General features: G+C 72.7%; 15 protein-coding genes. 4 read left to right on the forward strand and 11 right to left on the reverse strand.

Annotation, left to right across the window (positions count from 1 at the left end; translation table 11 throughout):
* Positions 1-54: 54 nt before the first annotated feature.
* From ACFYP3_RS26630 to hrcA, 7 genes are all read right to left on the reverse strand, one after another.
* On the reverse strand, positions 55-1149 hold the full coding sequence (locus ACFYP3_RS26630) for a carbohydrate kinase family protein (RefSeq protein ID WP_388837364.1): 1095 nt from the start codon (positions 1147-1149) through the stop codon (positions 55-57).
* A 94-nt stretch (positions 1150-1243) separates the two neighbouring features.
* Complete coding sequence (locus ACFYP3_RS26635) at positions 1244-2149, reverse strand: ribonuclease Z (RefSeq protein WP_388837367.1); 906 nt, start codon at positions 2147-2149, stop codon at positions 1244-1246.
* A gap of 3 nt (positions 2150-2152) precedes the next feature.
* Positions 2153-2512: a histidine triad nucleotide-binding protein gene (locus ACFYP3_RS26640; protein WP_388837370.1), complete on the reverse strand. Its 360-nt coding sequence runs from the start codon at positions 2510-2512 to the stop codon at positions 2153-2155.
* Positions 2513-2832: 320 nt separating this feature from the next.
* Positions 2833-3576, reverse strand: a complete 744-nt coding sequence (locus tag ACFYP3_RS26645) for a 16S rRNA (uracil(1498)-N(3))-methyltransferase (RefSeq protein ID WP_388837372.1) — start codon at positions 3574-3576, stop codon at positions 2833-2835.
* On the reverse strand, positions 3573-4664 hold the full coding sequence (locus ACFYP3_RS26650; protein WP_388837375.1) for a nitronate monooxygenase: 1092 nt from the start codon (positions 4662-4664) through the stop codon (positions 3573-3575). Before ACFYP3_RS26650 ends, ACFYP3_RS26645 begins: the two co-directional genes overlap by 4 nt.
* A gap of 156 nt (positions 4665-4820) precedes the next feature.
* A complete protein-coding gene (gene dnaJ / locus ACFYP3_RS26655) occupies positions 4821-5957 on the reverse strand; it encodes a molecular chaperone DnaJ (protein WP_030710948.1) in 1137 nt (378 codons plus the stop codon).
* Positions 5958-6974 carry a heat-inducible transcriptional repressor HrcA gene (hrcA, locus tag ACFYP3_RS26660; RefSeq protein WP_388837378.1) on the reverse strand — a complete coding sequence of 339 codons (1017 nt, stop codon included), beginning with the start codon at positions 6972-6974 and terminating at the stop codon, positions 5958-5960. It abuts the gene before it with no gap.
* Between the two features lie 148 nt (positions 6975-7122).
* Here hrcA and ACFYP3_RS26665 point away from each other — a divergent pair, with 148 nt between their 5' ends.
* Entirely contained in the window at positions 7123-7848 is a 726-nt protein-coding gene (locus ACFYP3_RS26665; RefSeq protein ID WP_388837381.1) for an MBL fold metallo-hydrolase, read from the forward strand.
* 28 nt (positions 7849-7876) lie between these two features.
* A complete protein-coding gene (locus ACFYP3_RS26670) occupies positions 7877-8680 on the forward strand; it encodes a DUF3097 domain-containing protein (protein WP_388837384.1) in 804 nt (267 codons plus the stop codon).
* A gap of 65 nt (positions 8681-8745) precedes the next feature.
* Here the strand turns inward: ACFYP3_RS26670 and hemW are convergent, their stop codons facing one another.
* The 3 genes from hemW to lepA form a co-directional block, all read right to left on the reverse strand.
* A complete protein-coding gene (hemW, locus tag ACFYP3_RS26675) occupies positions 8746-9978 on the reverse strand; it encodes a radical SAM family heme chaperone HemW (protein WP_388837387.1) in 1233 nt (410 codons plus the stop codon).
* A 126-nt stretch (positions 9979-10104) separates the two neighbouring features.
* A complete protein-coding gene (locus ACFYP3_RS26680; RefSeq protein ID WP_388837389.1) occupies positions 10105-11994 on the reverse strand; it encodes an AMP-dependent synthetase/ligase in 1890 nt (629 codons plus the stop codon).
* 234 nt (positions 11995-12228) lie between these two features.
* Positions 12229-14094, reverse strand: a complete 1866-nt coding sequence (gene lepA, locus ACFYP3_RS26685) for a translation elongation factor 4 (RefSeq protein ID WP_030384650.1) — start codon at positions 14092-14094, stop codon at positions 12229-12231.
* Positions 14095-14292: 198 nt separating this feature from the next.
* On the opposite strand from lepA, the gene rpsT reads away from it, so the two are divergent.
* Entirely contained in the window at positions 14293-14559 is a 267-nt protein-coding gene (rpsT, locus tag ACFYP3_RS26690; RefSeq protein ID WP_030384651.1) for a 30S ribosomal protein S20, read from the forward strand.
* Positions 14560-14730: 171 nt separating this feature from the next.
* On the opposite strand, the gene ACFYP3_RS26695 is transcribed toward rpsT, so the two are convergent.
* A complete protein-coding gene (locus ACFYP3_RS26695) occupies positions 14731-15294 on the reverse strand; it encodes a TetR/AcrR family transcriptional regulator (protein WP_388837393.1) in 564 nt (187 codons plus the stop codon).
* 92 nt (positions 15295-15386) lie between these two features.
* Between ACFYP3_RS26695 and ACFYP3_RS26700 the strand changes: the two genes are divergently transcribed.
* The gene (locus tag ACFYP3_RS26700; RefSeq protein WP_388837396.1) at positions 15387-16778 is read left to right on the forward strand and encodes an MFS transporter; all 1392 of its coding nucleotides are present in this window, start codon (positions 15387-15389) and stop codon (positions 16776-16778) included.
* The last annotated feature ends 182 nt before the right edge of the window (positions 16779-16960 follow it).

A 16960-nucleotide genomic window follows, 5' to 3' on the forward strand; every position in this document is an offset into this window, starting at 1 on the left:
GTTTTACGCCCTCTCCGCGCGGCCCCGGCGCGCCACGGGCCCGCGATCGTTCGGTCACGCGGAGTGGCGGAAGCCGATCGTGGGCACGGCCCTACGCCGGGCGGCCGGGCCGGAACCGGGCGGGATCAGGTCGTCCAGGAAGCCGTAGCGGCCGCGCAGCGCGGGCGGGGCGGTCCGCCACCAGTGGGCCACCTCCGGCCAGCCGGGGGCCGACAGGGAGCCGCCGAACTCCTGGACGGACAGGGCGGCCGTCAGCCCCGCGAAGGCGAGGCGGTCCGCGAGGGGCCAGCCCGCCAGGGTGCCGGTGACGAAGCCCGCCACGTACACGTCCCCGGCCCCCGTCGGGTCCAGTTCGTCCACCGTGATCCCGGGGACCTGGGCCGTCTCCCCGGTGCGCCCGTCCACCGCGTACGAGCCCTCCGCGCCCATCGTGACCACGGCGATCGGGACCTTCTCCGCGAGCGCCCGGGCGGCGAGGCGCGGGCAGTCGGTGCGGGTGTACCGCATGGCCTCGCCCGCGTTCGGCAGGAAGGCCTCGCAGTGCTCCAGGTCGGCCAGGGCCCCCAGGTCCCACCGGCCGCTCTCGTCCCATCCCACGTCCGCGAAGATCCGCGCGCCGTTCCGGGCGGCCTCGCCGATCCACGCCTCGCTCCGGCCGGCACCGAGCGCGGCCACGGCCGCGCGGGCCCGCGGCGGGCAGTGCGGGAAGGGGCCGGCGTCGGCGGGCGGCGGTGCCTCGTGGCCGTGCGAGACCATCGTGCGCTCGCCCTCGTAGGCCATGGAGACGGTGACGGGGCTGTGCCAGCCGGGGATGGTGCGCGACATGGACAGGTCGATGCCCTCGCCCTGCTCCAGGGCGTCCCAGCAGTACTCGCCGTAGTGGTCGTCCCCGAAGGCCGCGGCCAGTGAGGTGCGCAGGCCCAGCCGGGCCAGGGCGGTGGCCATGTTGGCGACGCCGCCGGGGCTGGAGCCCATGCCGCGCGCCCAGGACTCCGTACCGCGGACGGGTGCCGAGTCGAGGCCCGTGAAGATGATGTCGAGGAAGACCGTCCCGGTCAGGAAGACGTCGCAGCCCGGTTCCTGCGGATCGCGCACCGGACCGAGCGGGTCCACTGCGGCTGCGCGGCTGTCGAGGTCCCTACTGGTCACGGTGTACTCCCCGATGAGTTTCCGGCGGAAAGCTGCCAGCCCTGCCCGCCCGGGGCAGGACCAAACCCCAGTGTGGCCCAGATCACCCGCCCGTTCAGCCCCGCTTGGGGAGGGGCACGCGCACCAGGTCCTCCGCCACCGTCAGCTCGCCCTCGAAACCCGCGGCCCGCGCCTGCCGTTCGAACGCGGAGGGGTCCGTGTACCGCTGCGAGAAGTGCGTCAGCACGAGGTGCCGGACGCCCGCGTCCCGTGCCACCCGCGCCGCCTGGCCCGCCGTGAGGTGCCCGTGGTCGGTGGCCAGTCGCTCGTCCTCGTCGAGGAAGGTCGACTCGATCACCAGCATGTCGCAGCCCTCGGCGAGCGCGTCGACGCCGGGGCAGAGCCGGGTGTCCATGACGAAGGCGAACCGCTGTCCGGGGCGGTGCTCGCTGACCTCGTCGAGGGTGACCTCGCCCAGCCGTCCGTCGCGCTGGATCCGGCCGACGTCGGGCCCCTTGATGCCGTGCCGCGCGAGCAGCTCCGGCACCATGCGCCGCCCGTCGGGCTCGGTGATCCGGTAGCCGAAGGACTCCACCGGGTGCGAGAGGCGCCGGGCCTCCAGGACGTACGGGGGCCCCTGGACCAGCGTCCCGTCCGCGGCCACCGGTTCCTCGCGCAGCGGCACGCTCTCGCGGTAGGCCGTGGCGTACCGCAGCCGCTCGAAGAACTTCTGTCCGGAGGCCGGGTAGTGGGCGGTGACCGGGTGCGGGACCTGGTCGAGGTTGATCCGCTGGATCACCCCGGCCAAGCCGAGGCTGTGGTCCCCGTGGAAGTGGGTGACACAGATCCGGTTGATGTCGTGCGCGGCGACCCCGGCCCGCAGCATCTGCCGCTGCGTGCCCTCGCCCGGGTCGAAGAGGATGCCCTCGCCGTCCCAGCGCAGCAGGTATCCGTTGTGGTTGCGGTGTCGGGTGGGCACCTGGCTGGCGGTGCCCAGCACGACGAACTCTCGTACGGACACGTGCTATCCGGGGGGCCACTGGAGGCCGCGGCCGCCGATGACGTGCGCGTGCGCGTGGAAGACGGTCTGCCCGGCGCCGGAGCCGGTGTTGAAGACCACGCGGTAGCCGTGGTCGACGATCTTCTCGTCGAGGGCGATCTGGCCGGCCTCGCGCAGTATGTCGGCGGCGACGGCCGGCTCGGCGGCGGCGAGGGAGGCCGCGTCGGGGTAGTGCGCCTTGGGGATGACGAGCACGTGCGTGGGCGCCTGCGGGTTGATGTCCCGGAAGGCGACGGTGGTCTCGGTCTCGCGGACCACGGTCGCGGGGATGTGCCCCTCGACGATCTTGCAGAACAGGCAGTCCGCCTGCGGTTCCCCGGCCATTGCTGAGCCTCCCGTGATGGTGATCGGTCCGGGCATCGTATCCAGCCGGGCGCCCGCCGCGGGCGGCCGTTTCGGCCCGCCGGCCCCGGCCCGGGGAGGCGCAGCGGCCGGACGGGCCCGGCCGACCAGGCCCATCGGCCGGTGCGGGCGGCCGACTAGGTCGTCGCTTTCGGATCTTGTCGGCCTTGCCCGCGGTGGCTGGTGCCGTGCAGGGCAAGGCGGAGGGGCGCCCGTGTACTGGACGTACTGGGGCGCTCCGACAACGCGGCCAGGTGCGGTGCCGGCCACCGCGGGCCCCGGCAAGATCCGAAAGAGACGGCCTAGGCCCAGCGGCCGGTGCGGGCCAGCAGGACCGCCGTGGCCGCGGTGCCGGCCGTGGAGGTCCGCAGGACGGAACGCCCCAGGCGGTAGGGGTGGGCGCCCGCGGCGGCGAAGGCGGCCAGCTCCTCCGGGGAGACTCCGCCCTCCGGGCCGACGACCAGGACGACGGAACCCGAGGAGGGCAGCGCGGCCGTGGCCAGGGCCTCGGACGGGGTGTCGCGGTCCTCGTGCAGGACCATGCCCAGGTCGGCCTCGGCGAGCAGCGCCGCCACCTGCTTGGTGGACATGGCCTCGGCCACCTCCGGGAAGCGGACCCGGCGGGACTGCTTGCCCGCCTCGCGCGCGGTGGCCCGCCACTTGGCCAGGGACTTGGCCCCCCGGTCCCCGCGCCACTGCGTGATGCAGCGCGAGGCCTGCCAGGGCACGATCGCGTCCACGCCGGTCTCCGTCATGGTCTCGACGGCCAGCTCGCCGCGGTCGCCCTTGGGCAGGGCCTGGACCACGGTGATGCGGGCGGCCGGTTCCGGTTCCACTCCGGCCGAGGACACGGCCACGACGAGCCGATCCTTGCCCTCCGCCGCCTTGACGACCGCCTCCGCCCAGCCGCCCCGGCCGTCGGTCAGGACCAGCGCCTCGCCCGGGTTCAGCCGTTTCACGGACACCGCGTGCCGGCCCTCCGGGCCGTCCAGGACGAACTCCGGCCCCGCGGGGACCTCTTCGACCACGAACACCGGGGCGGTCATGACGCACTCCTCATCTGCATTGTCTTCAACGTGCTCTGTGCCTCGGCCAGTTCGGCCGCCAGTACCTCGACCAGCTCCGCCGCCGGCAGCGCCCGCGCCAGCCGGTGGCCCTGGCCCGCCCACAGGGCCATGCCCTGCGGGTCCCCGGCCGCGGCGGCCGCCTTGCGCAGCCCCGAGGTCAGGTGGTGGACCTGCGGGTAGGCGGCCGGGGCGTACGGGCCGTGTTCGCGCATGAAGCGGTTCACCAGCACCCGCGCCGGCCGCCCGGAGAACGCCCGGGTCAGCTCGGTCCGGACGAACAGCGGGTCGGTCAGCGCCTTCTTGTGCGCGGGGTCCGCCCCCGACTCCGGGCAGGCCAGGAAGGCCGTCCCGCACTGCGCCGCCTCGGCGCCCGCCGCCAGCAGCGCCGCGATCTGCGAGCCCCGCATCAGACCCCCCGCCGCGATGATCGGCAGGGCCACGGCCTCCCGCACCTGGGCCACCAGGGCGAGCAGCCCGACGGCCGCCGTGCCGTCGACCTGCGGGTCGTCGCGGTGGGTGCCCTGGTGGCCGCCCGCCTCCGCGCCCTGGACGCACACGGCGTCGGCGCCCGCCTGCTGGACCGTACGGGCCTCCTCGACGGAGGTCGCCGTGACGACCGTGTACGTACCGGCCTTGCGCAGGGCGGCGAGGGCCGCGGAGGAGGGGCAGCCGAAGGTGAAGGAGACGACCGGCACCGGGTCTTCGAGGAGGATGGCGAGCTTGGCGTCGTAGCCGTCGTCGCTGGTGCCGATGATGTCCTCGTCGGCGAGCGAGATCGCGTACCAGCTCGCCTCACCGGCCAGCTGCCCGCGGTACGCCTCCACGGCGGCCGGGTCCACGTAACCGGTCTGCGGCATGAAGAGGTTGACGCCGAAGCGGCGCCGGGTCAGGGCGCGCACCTGCTTGATCTCCTGGTACATCCCGTCGGCGGTCTTGTAGCCGCCCGCCAGGAAGCCCAGCCCGCCCGCCTCGCACACGGCGGCGGCGAGCGGCGGGCAGGAGGCGCCGCCCGCCATGGGAGCCTGCACGATCGGGTACGGAGAGAGACCGTTCGGCGCGGAGGACATGGACTGCATCGTGCCATGTCCCGCTCAGGGGGCCGAATCACGGCATTCGCCTGGCATAGTCCGCTTCCGGACCCGGTCACGGGCCGCCGCCGGGCCCATGCGAAGAGCCCGGCGGGGAATCCCCTGGCCGGGCTCTCGGCGGTGTCCGCGGGCCGCTCAGCGACCGTTGAACGCGTCCTTCAGGCGGCTGAACAGCCCCTGCTGACCTGGCGCGAACTGGCCCATCGGCCGCTCCTCGCCGCGCAGCTTCGCCAGCTGGCGCAGCAGCTCCTCCTGCTGGGCGTCCAGCTTGCCCGGGGTGGTGACCTCGACGTGGACGATCAGGTCGCCGCGCCCGCCGCCGCGCAGGTGGGTGACGCCCCGCCCGTGGAGCGGGATGGCCTGCCCGGAGCCGGTGCCGGGCCGGATGTCGATCTCCTCCAGCCCGTCCAGGGTCTCCAGCGGGCACTTCGTGCCCAGTGCGGCCGCCGTCATCGGGATCGTCACCGTGCAGTGCAGGTCGTCCCCGCGCCGCTGGAAGGTCGGGTGCGCCAGCTCGTGGATCTCCACGTACAGGTCGCCGGCGGGGCCGCCGCCGGGGCCGACCTCGCCCTCGCCCGCGAGCTGGATCCGGGTGCCGTTCTCGACGCCGGCCGGGATCTTGACCGTGAGGCTGCGGCGGGAGCGGACCCGGCCGTCGCCCGCGCACTCGGGGCACGGGGTCGGGACGACGGTGCCGAAGCCCTGGCACTGCGGGCAGGGGCGCGAGGTCATGACCTGGCCCAGGAAGGACCGGGTGACCTGCGAGACCTCACCGCGGCCGCGGCACATGTCACACGTCTGCGCGGAGGTGCCGGGGGCGGCGCCCTCACCGGAGCAGGTGGTGCAGACGACGGCCGTGTCGACCTGGATGTCCTTGGTCGTCCCGAAGGCCGCCTCGTCCAGCTCCAGGTCCAGGCGGATCATGGCGTCCTGGCCGCGCCGGGTCCGCGAGCGCGGGCCGCGCTGCTGACTCTGCCCGAAGAAGGCGTCCATGATGTCGGAGAAGTTGCCGAAGCCGCCGGCTCCGAAGCCGCCCGCGCCGCCGCCGCCCGAGGAGGACAGCGGGTCGCCGCCGAGGTCGTAGACCTGCTTCTTCTGCGGGTCCGAGAGGACCTCGTAGGCGGCGTTGATCTCCTTGAAACGCTCTTGCGTCTTGGGATCGGGGTTCACGTCCGGGTGCAGCTCGCGGGCGAGCCGCCGGAAGGCCTTCTTGATCTCGTCCTGCGATGCGTCGCGGCGCACGCCGAGAACGGCGTAGTAGTCCGTGGCCACTTACGACTCCGCCAGGATCTGTCCGACGTAACGTGCCACTGCGCGTACCGCTCCCATCGTTCCGGGGTAGTCCATGCGGGTCGGTCCGACCACGCCGAGTTTGGCGACTGCTTCGCCGCCCGAACCGTAACCGACGGAGACGACGGACGTGGAGTTCAGTCCCTCGTAGGCGTTCTCGTGCCCGATCCGTACGGCCATTCCCGACTCGCTGGCCTCGCCGAGCAGCTTGAGGAGCACGACCTGCTCCTCCAGCGCCTCGAGCACCGGCCTGATCGTCAGGGGAAAATCGTGTCCGAAGCGGGTGAGATTGGCGGTGCCGCCGATCATCAGCCGCTCTTCGGCTTCCTCGACCAGGGTTTCGAGGAGTGTCGTGAGCACGGTGGAGACCGTGCCGCGGTCCTCGGCCTCGAAGGACTCCGGGAGGTCCTGGACGAGCGGGGGCACGTCCTTGAAGCGCCGTCCGACGACCCGGCTGTTGAGCCGGGCCCGCAGGTCGGCGAGCGAGGCCTCGCCGAAGGGGCCCGGGCAGTCGACGAGCCGCTGCTCGACCCGTCCGGTGTCCGTGATCAGTACGAGCATCAGGCGCGCGGGAGCGAGCGAGAGCAGCTCCACATGCCGGACGGTCGACCGGGTCAGGCTCGGGTACTGCACGACCGCGACCTGCCGGGTGAGCTGCGCGAGCAGCCGCACCGTGCGGCCGACGACGTCGTCGAGGTCGACGGCGCCGTCGAGGAAGTTCTGGATGGCCCGGCGCTCGGGTGTCGACAGCGGTTTGACCCCCGCCAGCTTGTCGACGAAGAGCCGGTAGCCCTTGTCGGTGGGGATCCGGCCGGCGCTGGTGTGGGGCTGGGCGATGTAGCCCTCGTCCTCCAGCACGGCCATGTCGTTGCGCACGGTCGCGGGCGAGACGCCGAGCCGGTGCCGCTCGGTGAGCGCCTTGGAGCCGACCGGCTCCTCCGTCCCGACGTAGTCCTGGACGATGGCGCGCAGCACTTCGAGTCTGCGTTCGCTGAGCATCGCGGGCACACCTCCAGCTGTGGTCCGTTGCCGTGTTCTGCCGTGTCGGTTGGCACTCTGTCCGTTCGAGTGCCAGAGATCCCCCGCTCAGTGTACGGCCGGGTGGTGAGACCCTGGCAAGGGAGGCCCGCCAGGGTAGCGTCGCGGCATGGACGTGCGTTGGGAAGAGGAAGGCTGGGAACGGCTGACCGGACGGGCCGGCCGGCGGCGGCTGCCGGTGTGGGACTGCACCGTGGGACTGGTGGTGGGCAAGGAGTCGGTCCTCCTGATCGACCCCGGTTCCTGTCTCCGGGAGGGCGCGCAGGTGCGGGCGGAGGCGGAGCGCCTGACGGGTCGGCGCGTGACCCATATCGCATTCACGCACGGCCATTTCGATCACGTGCTGGGCGGTGCCGCCTTCTCCGGGGCCGAGGTCTTCGGTGCGGTCGGGCTGGACGCGCTGCTCTCGACGGGCCGTGAGGAGCTGCGCGGGGACGCGGTGCGCCACGGCCTGGCGGAGGCGGAGGCGGCCGAGGCGGCGGACCTGCTGGTGGTGCCGAAGCACCTGGTGTCCGGGGAGTGGACGCTGGAACTGGGCGGGCTGCAGGTGCTGCTGGCCAATGTGGGGCCCGGGCACACCCGGCACGACCTGGCCGTCTTCGTGCCGGGCGAGCGCGAGACGGTGTTCTGCGGGGACCTGGTCGAGGAGTCGGGTGAGCCCTTGGCGGGCCCGGACGCGACGCCCCGGCAGTGGCCGGCCGCCCTGGACCGGCTGCTGGCCCTCGGCGGGGACGACGCACTGTACGTGCCGGGTCACGGAGCGGTGGTCACGGCCGACTTCGTCCGTGCGCAACGCGCCACACTGGCAGCCCGTTTCGGCGTGTCGGGGACATGACGCGGGCGTCTCTCCTACTGTCGGCCGGATGCGCGAGTACTCCCCCGACCTGACCCCGCAGTGGAAGCGCCCCAAGGCGGTGCCCGAGGTGGCGGCCGAGCCCGATCTGGTGGTCGAGGTGGCGGGTACGGACTTCTGCGGCGCGGTGGTGGCCTGCGAGGCGGGCACGGTGACGCTGGAGGACCGCTTCGGCAAGCGGCGGGTGTTCCCGCTGGAGGCGCGGGGCTTCCTGTTGGAGGGTGCGGTCGTCACCCTGGTCCGCCCGCCCCGCGGCCCGTCGGCGCCCTCCCGTACGGCCTCGGGCTCGATCGCGGTCCCGGGGGCCCGGGCACGGGTGGCGCGGGCCGGGCGCATCTACGTGGAGGGCCGCCACGACGCGGAGCTGGTCGAGAAGGTCTGGGGCGACGACCTCCGCATCGAGGGCGTGGTGGTGGAGTACCTGGAGGGCGTCGACGACCTGCGGGCCGTCGTCGCCGACTTCGCCCCGGGCCCGGACGCCCGCCTGGGCGTCCTGGTGGACCACCTGGTGCCCGGCTCGAAGGAGTCCCGCATCGCGGCCTCGGTGACCTCGCCGGACGTCCTGGTCGTGGGCCACCCGTACGTCGACGTCTGGCAGGCGGTGAAGCCGTCCGCCCTGGGCATCGCGGCGTGGCCGGTGGTCCCGCGCGGCCAGGACTGGAAGACGGGCGTGTGCCGGGCCCTGGGCTGGCCGCAGAACACGGGCGCCGCGTGGCAGCACGTCCTGTCGCGGGTGACGTCCTACAAGGACCTGGAGCCGACGCTCCTGGGCCGCGTGGAGGAGCTGATCGACTTCGTCACGGCGCCGGTCTGAGCGAACCGCCTGCTGAGCCGCACGCCCGTGGCGCGGAAGGGTCGCGGCGGTTCACCCCCGGGGGATCAGTCCACCAGGTCGCGGACCACCGCGTCGGCCAGCAGCCGGCCGCGCAGGGTCAGGACGGCCCGCCCGGCCTGGTACGGCGCGGGGTCCAGCAGCCCGTCCGCGAGGGCCTTGCGGGAGGCGGCGAGCCCGGCCGGGGCGAGCAGGGACAGCGGGACGCCGTCCACCAGGCGCAGCTCCAGCAGGATCCGCTCGACCCGCCGGTCCTCCGCGGAGAGGAGCTCGCGTCCCGCGCCCGGGGAGCGTCCCTCCGCCAGCGCGGCGGCGTACGCGCCCGGGTGCTTCACGTTCCACCACCGGACCCCGCCCACGTGCGAGTGCGCGCCCGGCCCGGCGCCCCACCAGTCGGCGCCGCGCCAGTACAGCTCGTTGTGCAGGCAGCGCCCTGCCTCCGAGGTGGCCCAGTTGGAGACCTCGTACCAGGAGTACCCGGCCCCGGCCATGACCTCGTCCGCGATCAGGTAGCGGTCGGCGTGCACGTCGTCGTCCGTCATCGGGACCTCGCCCCGGCGGATCCGGCGCGCCAGCTGCGTGCCCTCCTCCACGATCAGCGCGTAGGCGCTGATGTGGTCCGGGCCCGCCCCGAGGGCCGCGTCCAGCGAGGCCCGCCAGTCCTCGTCCGACTCCCCCGGCGTGCCGTAGATGAGGTCGAGGTTGACGTGCTCGAAGCCGGCGGCCCGCGCCTCGGCGACGCAGGCCTCCGGGCGGCCCGGGGTGTGGGTGCGGTCCAGCACCTTCAGGACGTGCTGCTTCGCGCTCTGCATGCCGAAGGAGATCCGGTTGAAGCCACCGGCGCGCAGCTCGGCCAGGTACTGCGGGTTCACGGACTCCGGGTTGGCCTCGGTGGTGATCTCCGCGTCCTCGGCCAGGCCGAATTCGTCGCGGATCGCCGCGAGCGTCCGTACGAGGTCCCCGGCCGGCAGCAGCGTGGGCGTGCCGCCGCCCACGAACACGGTCCGTACGGCCCGTGGGTCGTCCCCCAGCACCTTCCGCGCGAGGCGGACCTCGTCGATCAGGGTGTCGGCGTAGTTCTCCCGGGAGGCGAGCACGCCTCCGGTGCCCCGCAGCTCGGTGGCCGTGTAGGTGTTGAAGTCGCAGTACCCGCAGCGCGTGGCGCAGTAGGGGACGTGCAGGTAGAAACCGAGCGGCCGCTCCCCCGCGCCCTCCAGGGCGTGCGACGGCAGCGAGCCGTCTTCGGGCATGGGTTCACCGTCGGGCAGGGCGGAAGGCATGACCCCATTCTCCCGCACGAAAGAAGTCCCGTCGGCGGGTGAGGCGCCGGGCCGGGGGCGGAGCCCCGGAAAGCGGACCGGGCGGGGCGGCACGGCCCGGCCGCCCCGCCCCGCCCGCGGCAGGCGTCAGGCCTCGCGCGACCCCTGGTACATCTCCTCGATCAGGTGCTTGAACTCACGCTCGACCACCGGCCGCTTCAGCTTCAGGCTGGGCGTGAGGTCCCCGTGCTCGACGTCGAGGTCGCGCGGCAGCAGCCGGAACTTCTTGATCGTCTGCCAGCGCTGGAGGCCCTCGTTCAGGGTCTGTACGTACGTCTCGATCAGGCGCTCGGTCTCCGGCGCGGCCAGGACCTGTCCGTACGTCTTGCCCTCCAGCCCGTTGTCGGCCGCCCAGGTGAGGATCGACGGCTCGTCGAGGGCGATCAGGGCCGAGCAGAAGTTCCGGTCGGCGCCGTGCACGACGATGGTCGACACGTACGGGCAGATCGCCTTGAACTGGCCCTCGATCTCCGCCGGGGCGACGTACTTGCCGCCCGAGGTCTTGATGAGGTCCTTCTTGCGGTCGGTGATGCGCAGGTAGCCGTCGGCCGACAGCTCGCCGATGTCGCCCGTGTGCAGCCAGCCGTCCGACTCCAGGACCTCGGCGGTCTTGTCCGGCTGCCGGTGGTAGCCCTGCATGATGCCGGGGCCGCGGAGCAGGACCTCGCCGTCGTCGGCGATGCGGACCTCGGTGCCGGGGAGCGGCTTGCCGACCGTGCCGGTGCGGTAGGCCTCGCCCGGGTTGACGAAGGAGGCCGCGCTGGACTCCGTCAGGCCGTAGCCCTCCAGGATGTGGATGCCCGCGCCGGAGAAGAAGTAGCCGATCTCGGGCGCCAGCGCGGAGGCGCCGGAGACGGCGGCGCGCAGGTTGCCGCCGAAGGCCTCGCGGAGCTTGGAGTAGACGAGCGCGTCGGCGATCTTGTGCTTGGTGGTGAGGCCGAAGGGGGCGCTCGCCTGTCCGGTGCGGCGGAAGTTGTCCTGGGTGACCTTCGCGTACTCGCGGGCGACGCCGACCGACCACTGGAAGATCTTGTACTTGGCGCCGCCGGCGGCGCGGGCCTTGGCGGCCACGCCGTTGTAGACCTTCTCGAAGATGCGCGGGACGGCGGCCATGTAGGTGGGCTGCACGATCGGCAGGTTCTCGATGATCTTGTCGATCCGGCCGTCGACGGCGGTCACGTGCCCGGCCTCGATCTGCCCCGAGGTCAGCACCTTGCCGAAGACGTGCGCGAGCGGCAGCCAGAGGTACTGGACGTCCTCCCGGCCGATCAGGCCGGTGGCGACCATGGCCTTGGCCATGTACGACCAGTTGTCGTGCGGCAGCCGCACACCCTTGGGGCGGCCGGTGGTGCCGGAGGTGTAGATGAGGGTGGCGAGCTGGTCGGCGGTGATGGCCGAGACCCGCTCCTTGACGGCCGCGGGGTGCTTGGCGAGGTGTTCCTTGCCGCGCGCCTCCAGTTCGGCGAGCGAGAGCACCCAGCCCTCGGGGTCGCCGTCGGCGGCGACCGCGTCCGCGGAGTCGAGGACCACGACGTGCTCCAGCTTCGGCAGGTCGGCGCGCCGCTCGCGCGCCTTCGCCAGCTGCTTGGCGTCCTCGGCGATGAGCACCCGGCTCTCGGAGTCCGCGAGGATGAAGGCCGACTCGTCCGCGTTGGTGCTGGGGTAGACGGTGGTGACCGCGCCGCCCGCGCACATCACGCCGAGGTCGGAGAGGATCCACTCGACCCGGGTGTTGGAGGCGAGCGCGACGCGCTCCTCGGTCTGCAGGCCGAGGGCGATCAGCCCGGCGGCGATGGCGAAGACCCGCTCGGCCGCCTGGCCCCAGCTGAGCGACTTCCAGTCGTCGGCGCCCCGGCCGTCGGCCGCGGGCACCGGGAACCGGTAGGCCTCCGCGTCCGGCGTCGCGGCGACGCGCTCAAGGAAGAGCACCGCCACGGTGGGCGGGCGGTTCTCGAGATAGGTCTGTGTGTCGCTCACGACATCCTCCGGACCGATCCACGCGGTAGTGCGTGGGCGTGGGGCGCTTGGGGGCGCTGGGGACTGGCGGGTTTGAGACGTGCCAGCTAGTGACTGGCGAGTAACCATCGAGCAGTGATCAGACTAAAGCCCGTCCGGCGCCTGCGTAAGAGCCAGCGAGCGGCCGGTTCATAACGAAACAGGCCCCCGCGCCGGAGCGCGGGGGCCTGGTTCCGTCGGGTGGCGGCGGCGTCGCTACTTCTTCTTGCCGCCGGACTCGTCGCTGGACAGAACGGCGATGAAGGCCTCCTGCGGGACCTCCACGGAGCCGACCATCTTCATCCGCTTCTTGCCTTCCTTCTGCTTCTCCAGCAGCTTCCGCTTACGGGAGATGTCACCGCCGTAGCACTTGGCGAGGACGTCCTTGCGGATGGCGCGGATGGTCTCGCGGGCGATGACGCGGGAGCCGATCGCGGCCTGGATCGGCACCTCGAAGGCCTGCCGCGGGATGAGCTCGCGCAGCTTGGCGACCAGGCGCACGCCGTAGGCGTAGGCGGCGTCCTTGTGCGTGACGGCGGAGAAGGCGTCGACCTTGTCGCCGTGCAGCAGGATGTCGACCTTGACCAGGCTGCCCGACTGCTCGCCGGTGGGCTCGTAGTCGAGGGAGGCGTAACCGCGCGTCTTGGACTTCAGCTGGTCGAAGAAGTCGAAGACGATCTCCGCGAGCGGGAGGGTGTAGCGGATCTCGACGCGGTCCTCGGAGAGGTAGTCCATGCCGAGGAGGGTGCCGCGGCGCTGCTGGCACAGCTCCATGATCGCGCCGATGAACTCGGTGGGCGCGAGCACGGTGGCCCGGACGACCGGCTCGAACACGTCCGAGATCTTGCCCTCGGGGAACTCGCTCGGGTTGGTGACGGTGACTTCCTTGCCGTCCTCCATGACCACCCGGTAGACGACGTTGGGCGCCGTGGCGATCAGGTCGAGGCCGAACTCGCGCTCCAGGCGCTCGCGGACCACGTCCAGGTGGAGCAGGCCGAGGAAGCCGACGCGGAAACCGAAGCCGAGCGCCGCCGAGGTCTCCGGCTCGTAGACGAGCGCGGCGTCGTTGAGCTGCAGCTTGTCGAGGGCCTCGCGCAGGTCCGGGTAGTCCGAGCCGTCGAGCGGGTACAGGCCCGAGAAGACCATCGGCCGCGGGTCCTTGTAGCCGCCGAGGGCCTCGGTGGCGCCGTTGTGCAGGCTGGTGATGGTGTCACCGACCTTGGACTGACGGACGTCCTTCACGCCGGTGATGATGTAGCCCACCTCACCGACGCCGATGCCGTCGGAGGGGGTCATCTCCGGCGAGGAGACGCCGATCTCCAGCAGCTCGTGGGTGGCGCCGGTGGACATCATCCGGATGCGCTCGCGCTTGTTGAGCTGGCCGTCGACCACACGTACGTAGGTCACGACGCCACGGTACGAGTCGTAGACCGAGTCGAAGATCATCGCGCGGGCCGGGGCGTCCTTGACGCCGACCGGGGCCGGGACGGTGGCGACGACCTTGTCGAGCAGCGCCTCGACGCCCAGACCGGTCTTCGCCGAGACGCGCAGCACGTCCTCCGGCTGGCAGCCGATCAGGTTCGCGAGCTCCTCGGCGAACTTCTCCGGCTGGGCCGCCGGCAGGTCGATCTTGTTCAGGACGGGGACGATCGCGAGGTCGTTCTCCATCGCCAGGTACAGGTTGGCGAGGGTCTGCGCCTCGATGCCCTGGGCGGCGTCCACCAGGAGGACCGTGCCCTCGCACGCGGCGAGCGAGCGCGAGACCTCGTAGGTGAAGTCGACGTGCCCGGGGGTGTCGATCATGTTGAGGATGTGGGTGTTGCCCTGACCCTCGCCCGTGGTGGGCGCCCAGGGCAGCCGGACCGCCTGGGACTTGATCGTGATGCCGCGCTCACGCTCGATGTCCATGCGGTCGAGATACTGGGCGCGCATCTGCCGCTGGTCGACCACACCGGTGATCTGGAGCATCCGGTCGGCAAGCGTCGACTTGCCGTGGTCGATGTGCGCGATGATGCAGAAATTGCGGATCAGCGCCGAGTCGGTACGGCTCGGCTCGGGCACGTGGCTGGGGATCGCGGGCACGCAGTGTCCTGATTCTCGGTCGCAGTCGGATCTCGGAACGAAGTCTGAGTGCTCCCATGGTCCCATGGATGGGGCAGTGCGCTCGGTTTGGGCCGCCCGGAGCGTGCCTGGTAGCCTGGGCAGCTGTGTCTCGTATGCCCTCTCAGCTGTCGAGGCACAATCCGAAGAACAAAACTCTGAACCTGAAAAGGCTCTTTCGTGGCGAACATCAAGTCCCAGATCAAGCGGAACAAGACCAACGAGAAGGCGCGCCTGCGCAACAAGGCCGTCAAGTCGTCGCTCAAGACCGCGATCCGCAAGGCCCGCGAGGCCGTCGTCGCCGGTGACGTCGAGAAGGCCACCGTGGCTTCTCGCGCCGCCGCGCGTGCGCTCGACAAGGCTGTCTCGAAGGGTGTCATCCACAAGAACGCCGCCGCCAACAAGAAGTCGGCGCTGGCCACCAAGGTTGCCTCCCTCCAGGGCTGAGCTCTCGATGTGAATCGCCGGTAAGGACCCAGCGGGCCCTCTCTTCCGCTCCTTCACCGGCACACCGCGCCGCACGCGGCCTGCGTTCGCCACGCGGGTGCGGCGCACCAACGCAGTGACCGAAGGCCCCGGCCTCCACCCTTCCCCAGGGTGGTGGCCGGGGCCTTCGTGTTACCCGCGCAGGGCGGCGAGGACGGTCGAGGTCAGGACCTCGGGAGCGTCGGCCGGGTCCATCCGGCCGGCCTGCACCTCGGCGGCGGCCGCATGGACCAGGCTGTAGACGACGGTGACCAGCCAGTCGGCGGACAGGTCGGTGCGCACGTCACCGGCCTCCTGACCGGCCACGACCAAGCGGCGTACGGGGGCCAGGATCCGGTCATGGCGCTCGCGGAGCTCTTCGGGCGGGAACGCGGCGGACGCGGCGGCGAAGACGGCGGAGTGCCGCTCGAGCAGGCGCCAGGAGGTACGGACCAGCGAGGCGAGGTCGGTCCCGTCCGCGAGGGCGGCTGCGGCTTCGTCGGAGGCCCGGGCGAAGGCCGCGTCGAGGAGCGCCTCGCGGGTGTTGAAGTGGGAGTAGAGGGTGACCCGGCTGACCCCGGCGGCGCGGGCGATGGCGGCCATGCTCGCCTGCGGGTCGGCGAGGAAGCAGTCCAGGCCGGCGTCGACGATCGCGGCGGTGTTGCGCTCCGCGTCGGCGCGACGGGGCCGGGGGGTGGGGGCGTGGGTTACTGCCATGCGCCCAAACTTAACACTGCTGTTCACATTCCAGGGGCGGGCCCGCATACTCGATCCCTAACAGCTCTGTTAACTTTAGGAGCGGCCTCGCCATGCCCTCTCACACCCACGCCCACGCCGACTCCCACGCCGGCTCCCCTTCCGGCTCCCATGGACCTGCGCCTGCGCATCCGCACCGGTGGCGGCTGCTGGCCCTCCTCTGCCTGGCCCAGTTCATGCTCATCGCGGACGTCACCGTGGTGAACGTGGCGCTGCCCGTCGTCGGCACCGACCTCTCGCTCTCCGGCACCGGCCTCACCCGGGTCGTCACCGTGTACACCCTGTTCTTCGGCGCCCTGCTGCTGCTCGGCGGACGGCTGGCCGACCGGTTCGGGGCGCGGCGGACGTTCCTGACCGGGCTCACCCTCTTCACCGCGGCCTCGGCGGCGTCCGGCCTCGCGGGCGACGGCGGCACGCTGATCGCGGCCCGCGCGGCGCAGGGAATCGGCGCGGCGTTGCTCTCTCCGGCCGCGATGTCGCTGGTCACGGCGCTGTTCCAGGGTCCGGCGCGGCACCGCGCCCTCGGCGTCTGGGCGGCGGTCGGCGGCGCCGGCGCGGCCGTGGGGGTCCTCCTCGGCGGCGTCCTCGCCGACGGGCCCGGCTGGCGTTGGATCTTCTACGTCAACCTGCCCGCCGGGATGCTCGCCCTCGTCGCCGTCCCGCTGCTGCTCGGCCGCCCGCTGCGCGCACCCGGCGGCCGGCCGGCCGGCCCGACCTCCGTGGACGTACCGGGAGCCGTCCTGCTGACGGCCGCTTCGGGCTGTCTGGTCCACGGGCTGACCGAGGGCTCCTGGCCCTGGCCCGCCGGGTCGTCGACGGCGGGGATCCTGCTGGTCCTCGCGCGGCGCCGGACCCGGCACCCCCTCCTGCCCACCGCCCTGCCGGGCCGGCGCGCGCTGCTGGGCGGCAGCGCCGTGATGCTGGGGGCGGCGGGGCTGCTGGTCTCGGGGTTCTACCTGAGTTCCCTGCACATCCAGCACGCGCTCGGGCGCGGCCCCCTGGTCACCGGGCTGGCCTTCCTCCCGGTCGCGGTGGCGGTCACCGCGGGCGCGCACTCGGGCGGCCGGGCGGTGGTCCGGTTCGGCTGGCGCCCGGTCTGCGCCGCGGCCTTCGCCCTGGCCGCGGCCGGCGCCGCGCTCGCCCCGCACGGCGGCCTGTGGACGGGCCTCGTCCCCGGCTTCGCGCTGCTGGCGTTCGGCCTCGGCGCGGCCTTCGTCTGCGCGACGACGGCGGCCCTGTCGGAGGTCGCCCCGGAACACTCCGGGCTCGCCTCCGGCGTCGTCGGCACCTCGCACGAGCTCGGCGCGGCCATCGGCGTCGCCGCCCTGGCCTCGGGCGGCTTCACCGTGCTGCCCTTCCCGGCCCTGGCCCTCGCCCTGGCCGCCGCCGCCCTCCTCCCGAGCGGGCGCCCCTCACCGACGGCGGCCCGCGCCATGGCCCACTGAGCCCGGCCCCGACCGGCACTCACGCCTAGGCCGTCTCTTCCGGATCTTGCCTCGCCCGCGCCGCCCGGCACCGCACCTCGCCGTGTCGGCGGAGCACCCCAGTACGTCCAGTACAAGGGCGCCCCGCCAACACGCCGATGCACGGCACCGGACGACGCGGGCTTGACCGGCAAGATCCGAAA

The sequence above is a fragment of the Streptomyces sp. NPDC005533 genome (assembly GCF_042871845.1).
In the GTDB taxonomy this organism is placed as follows: Bacteria; Actinomycetota; Actinomycetes; order Streptomycetales; family Streptomycetaceae; genus Streptomyces.

Excerpts from the sequence above, each read along its gene's own strand:
- ACFYP3_RS26640 (WP_388837370.1), bottom strand. The coding sequence starts at position 2,512 with ATGGCCGGGGAACCGCAGGCGGACTGCCTGTTCTGCAAGATCGTCGAG.
- ACFYP3_RS26700 (WP_388837396.1), top strand. The coding sequence starts at position 15,387 with ATGCCCTCTCACACCCACGCCCACGCCGACTCCCACGCCGGCTCCCCT.
- hemW (WP_388837387.1), bottom strand. The coding sequence starts at position 9,978 with ATGCCTTCCGCCCTGCCCGACGGTGAACCCATGCCCGAAGACGGCTCG.
- ACFYP3_RS26695 (WP_388837393.1), bottom strand. The coding sequence starts at position 15,294 with ATGGCAGTAACCCACGCCCCCACCCCCCGGCCCCGTCGCGCCGACGCG.
- hrcA (WP_388837378.1), bottom strand. The coding sequence starts at position 6,974 with ATGCTCAGCGAACGCAGACTCGAAGTGCTGCGCGCCATCGTCCAGGAC.
- ACFYP3_RS26665 (WP_388837381.1), top strand. The coding sequence starts at position 7,123 with ATGGACGTGCGTTGGGAAGAGGAAGGCTGGGAACGGCTGACCGGACGG.
- ACFYP3_RS26645 (WP_388837372.1), bottom strand. The coding sequence starts at position 3,576 with ATGACCGCCCCGGTGTTCGTGGTCGAAGAGGTCCCCGCGGGGCCGGAG.
- ACFYP3_RS26650 (WP_388837375.1), bottom strand. The coding sequence starts at position 4,664 with ATGTCCTCCGCGCCGAACGGTCTCTCTCCGTACCCGATCGTGCAGGCT.
- ACFYP3_RS26670 (WP_388837384.1), top strand. The coding sequence starts at position 7,877 with ATGCGCGAGTACTCCCCCGACCTGACCCCGCAGTGGAAGCGCCCCAAG.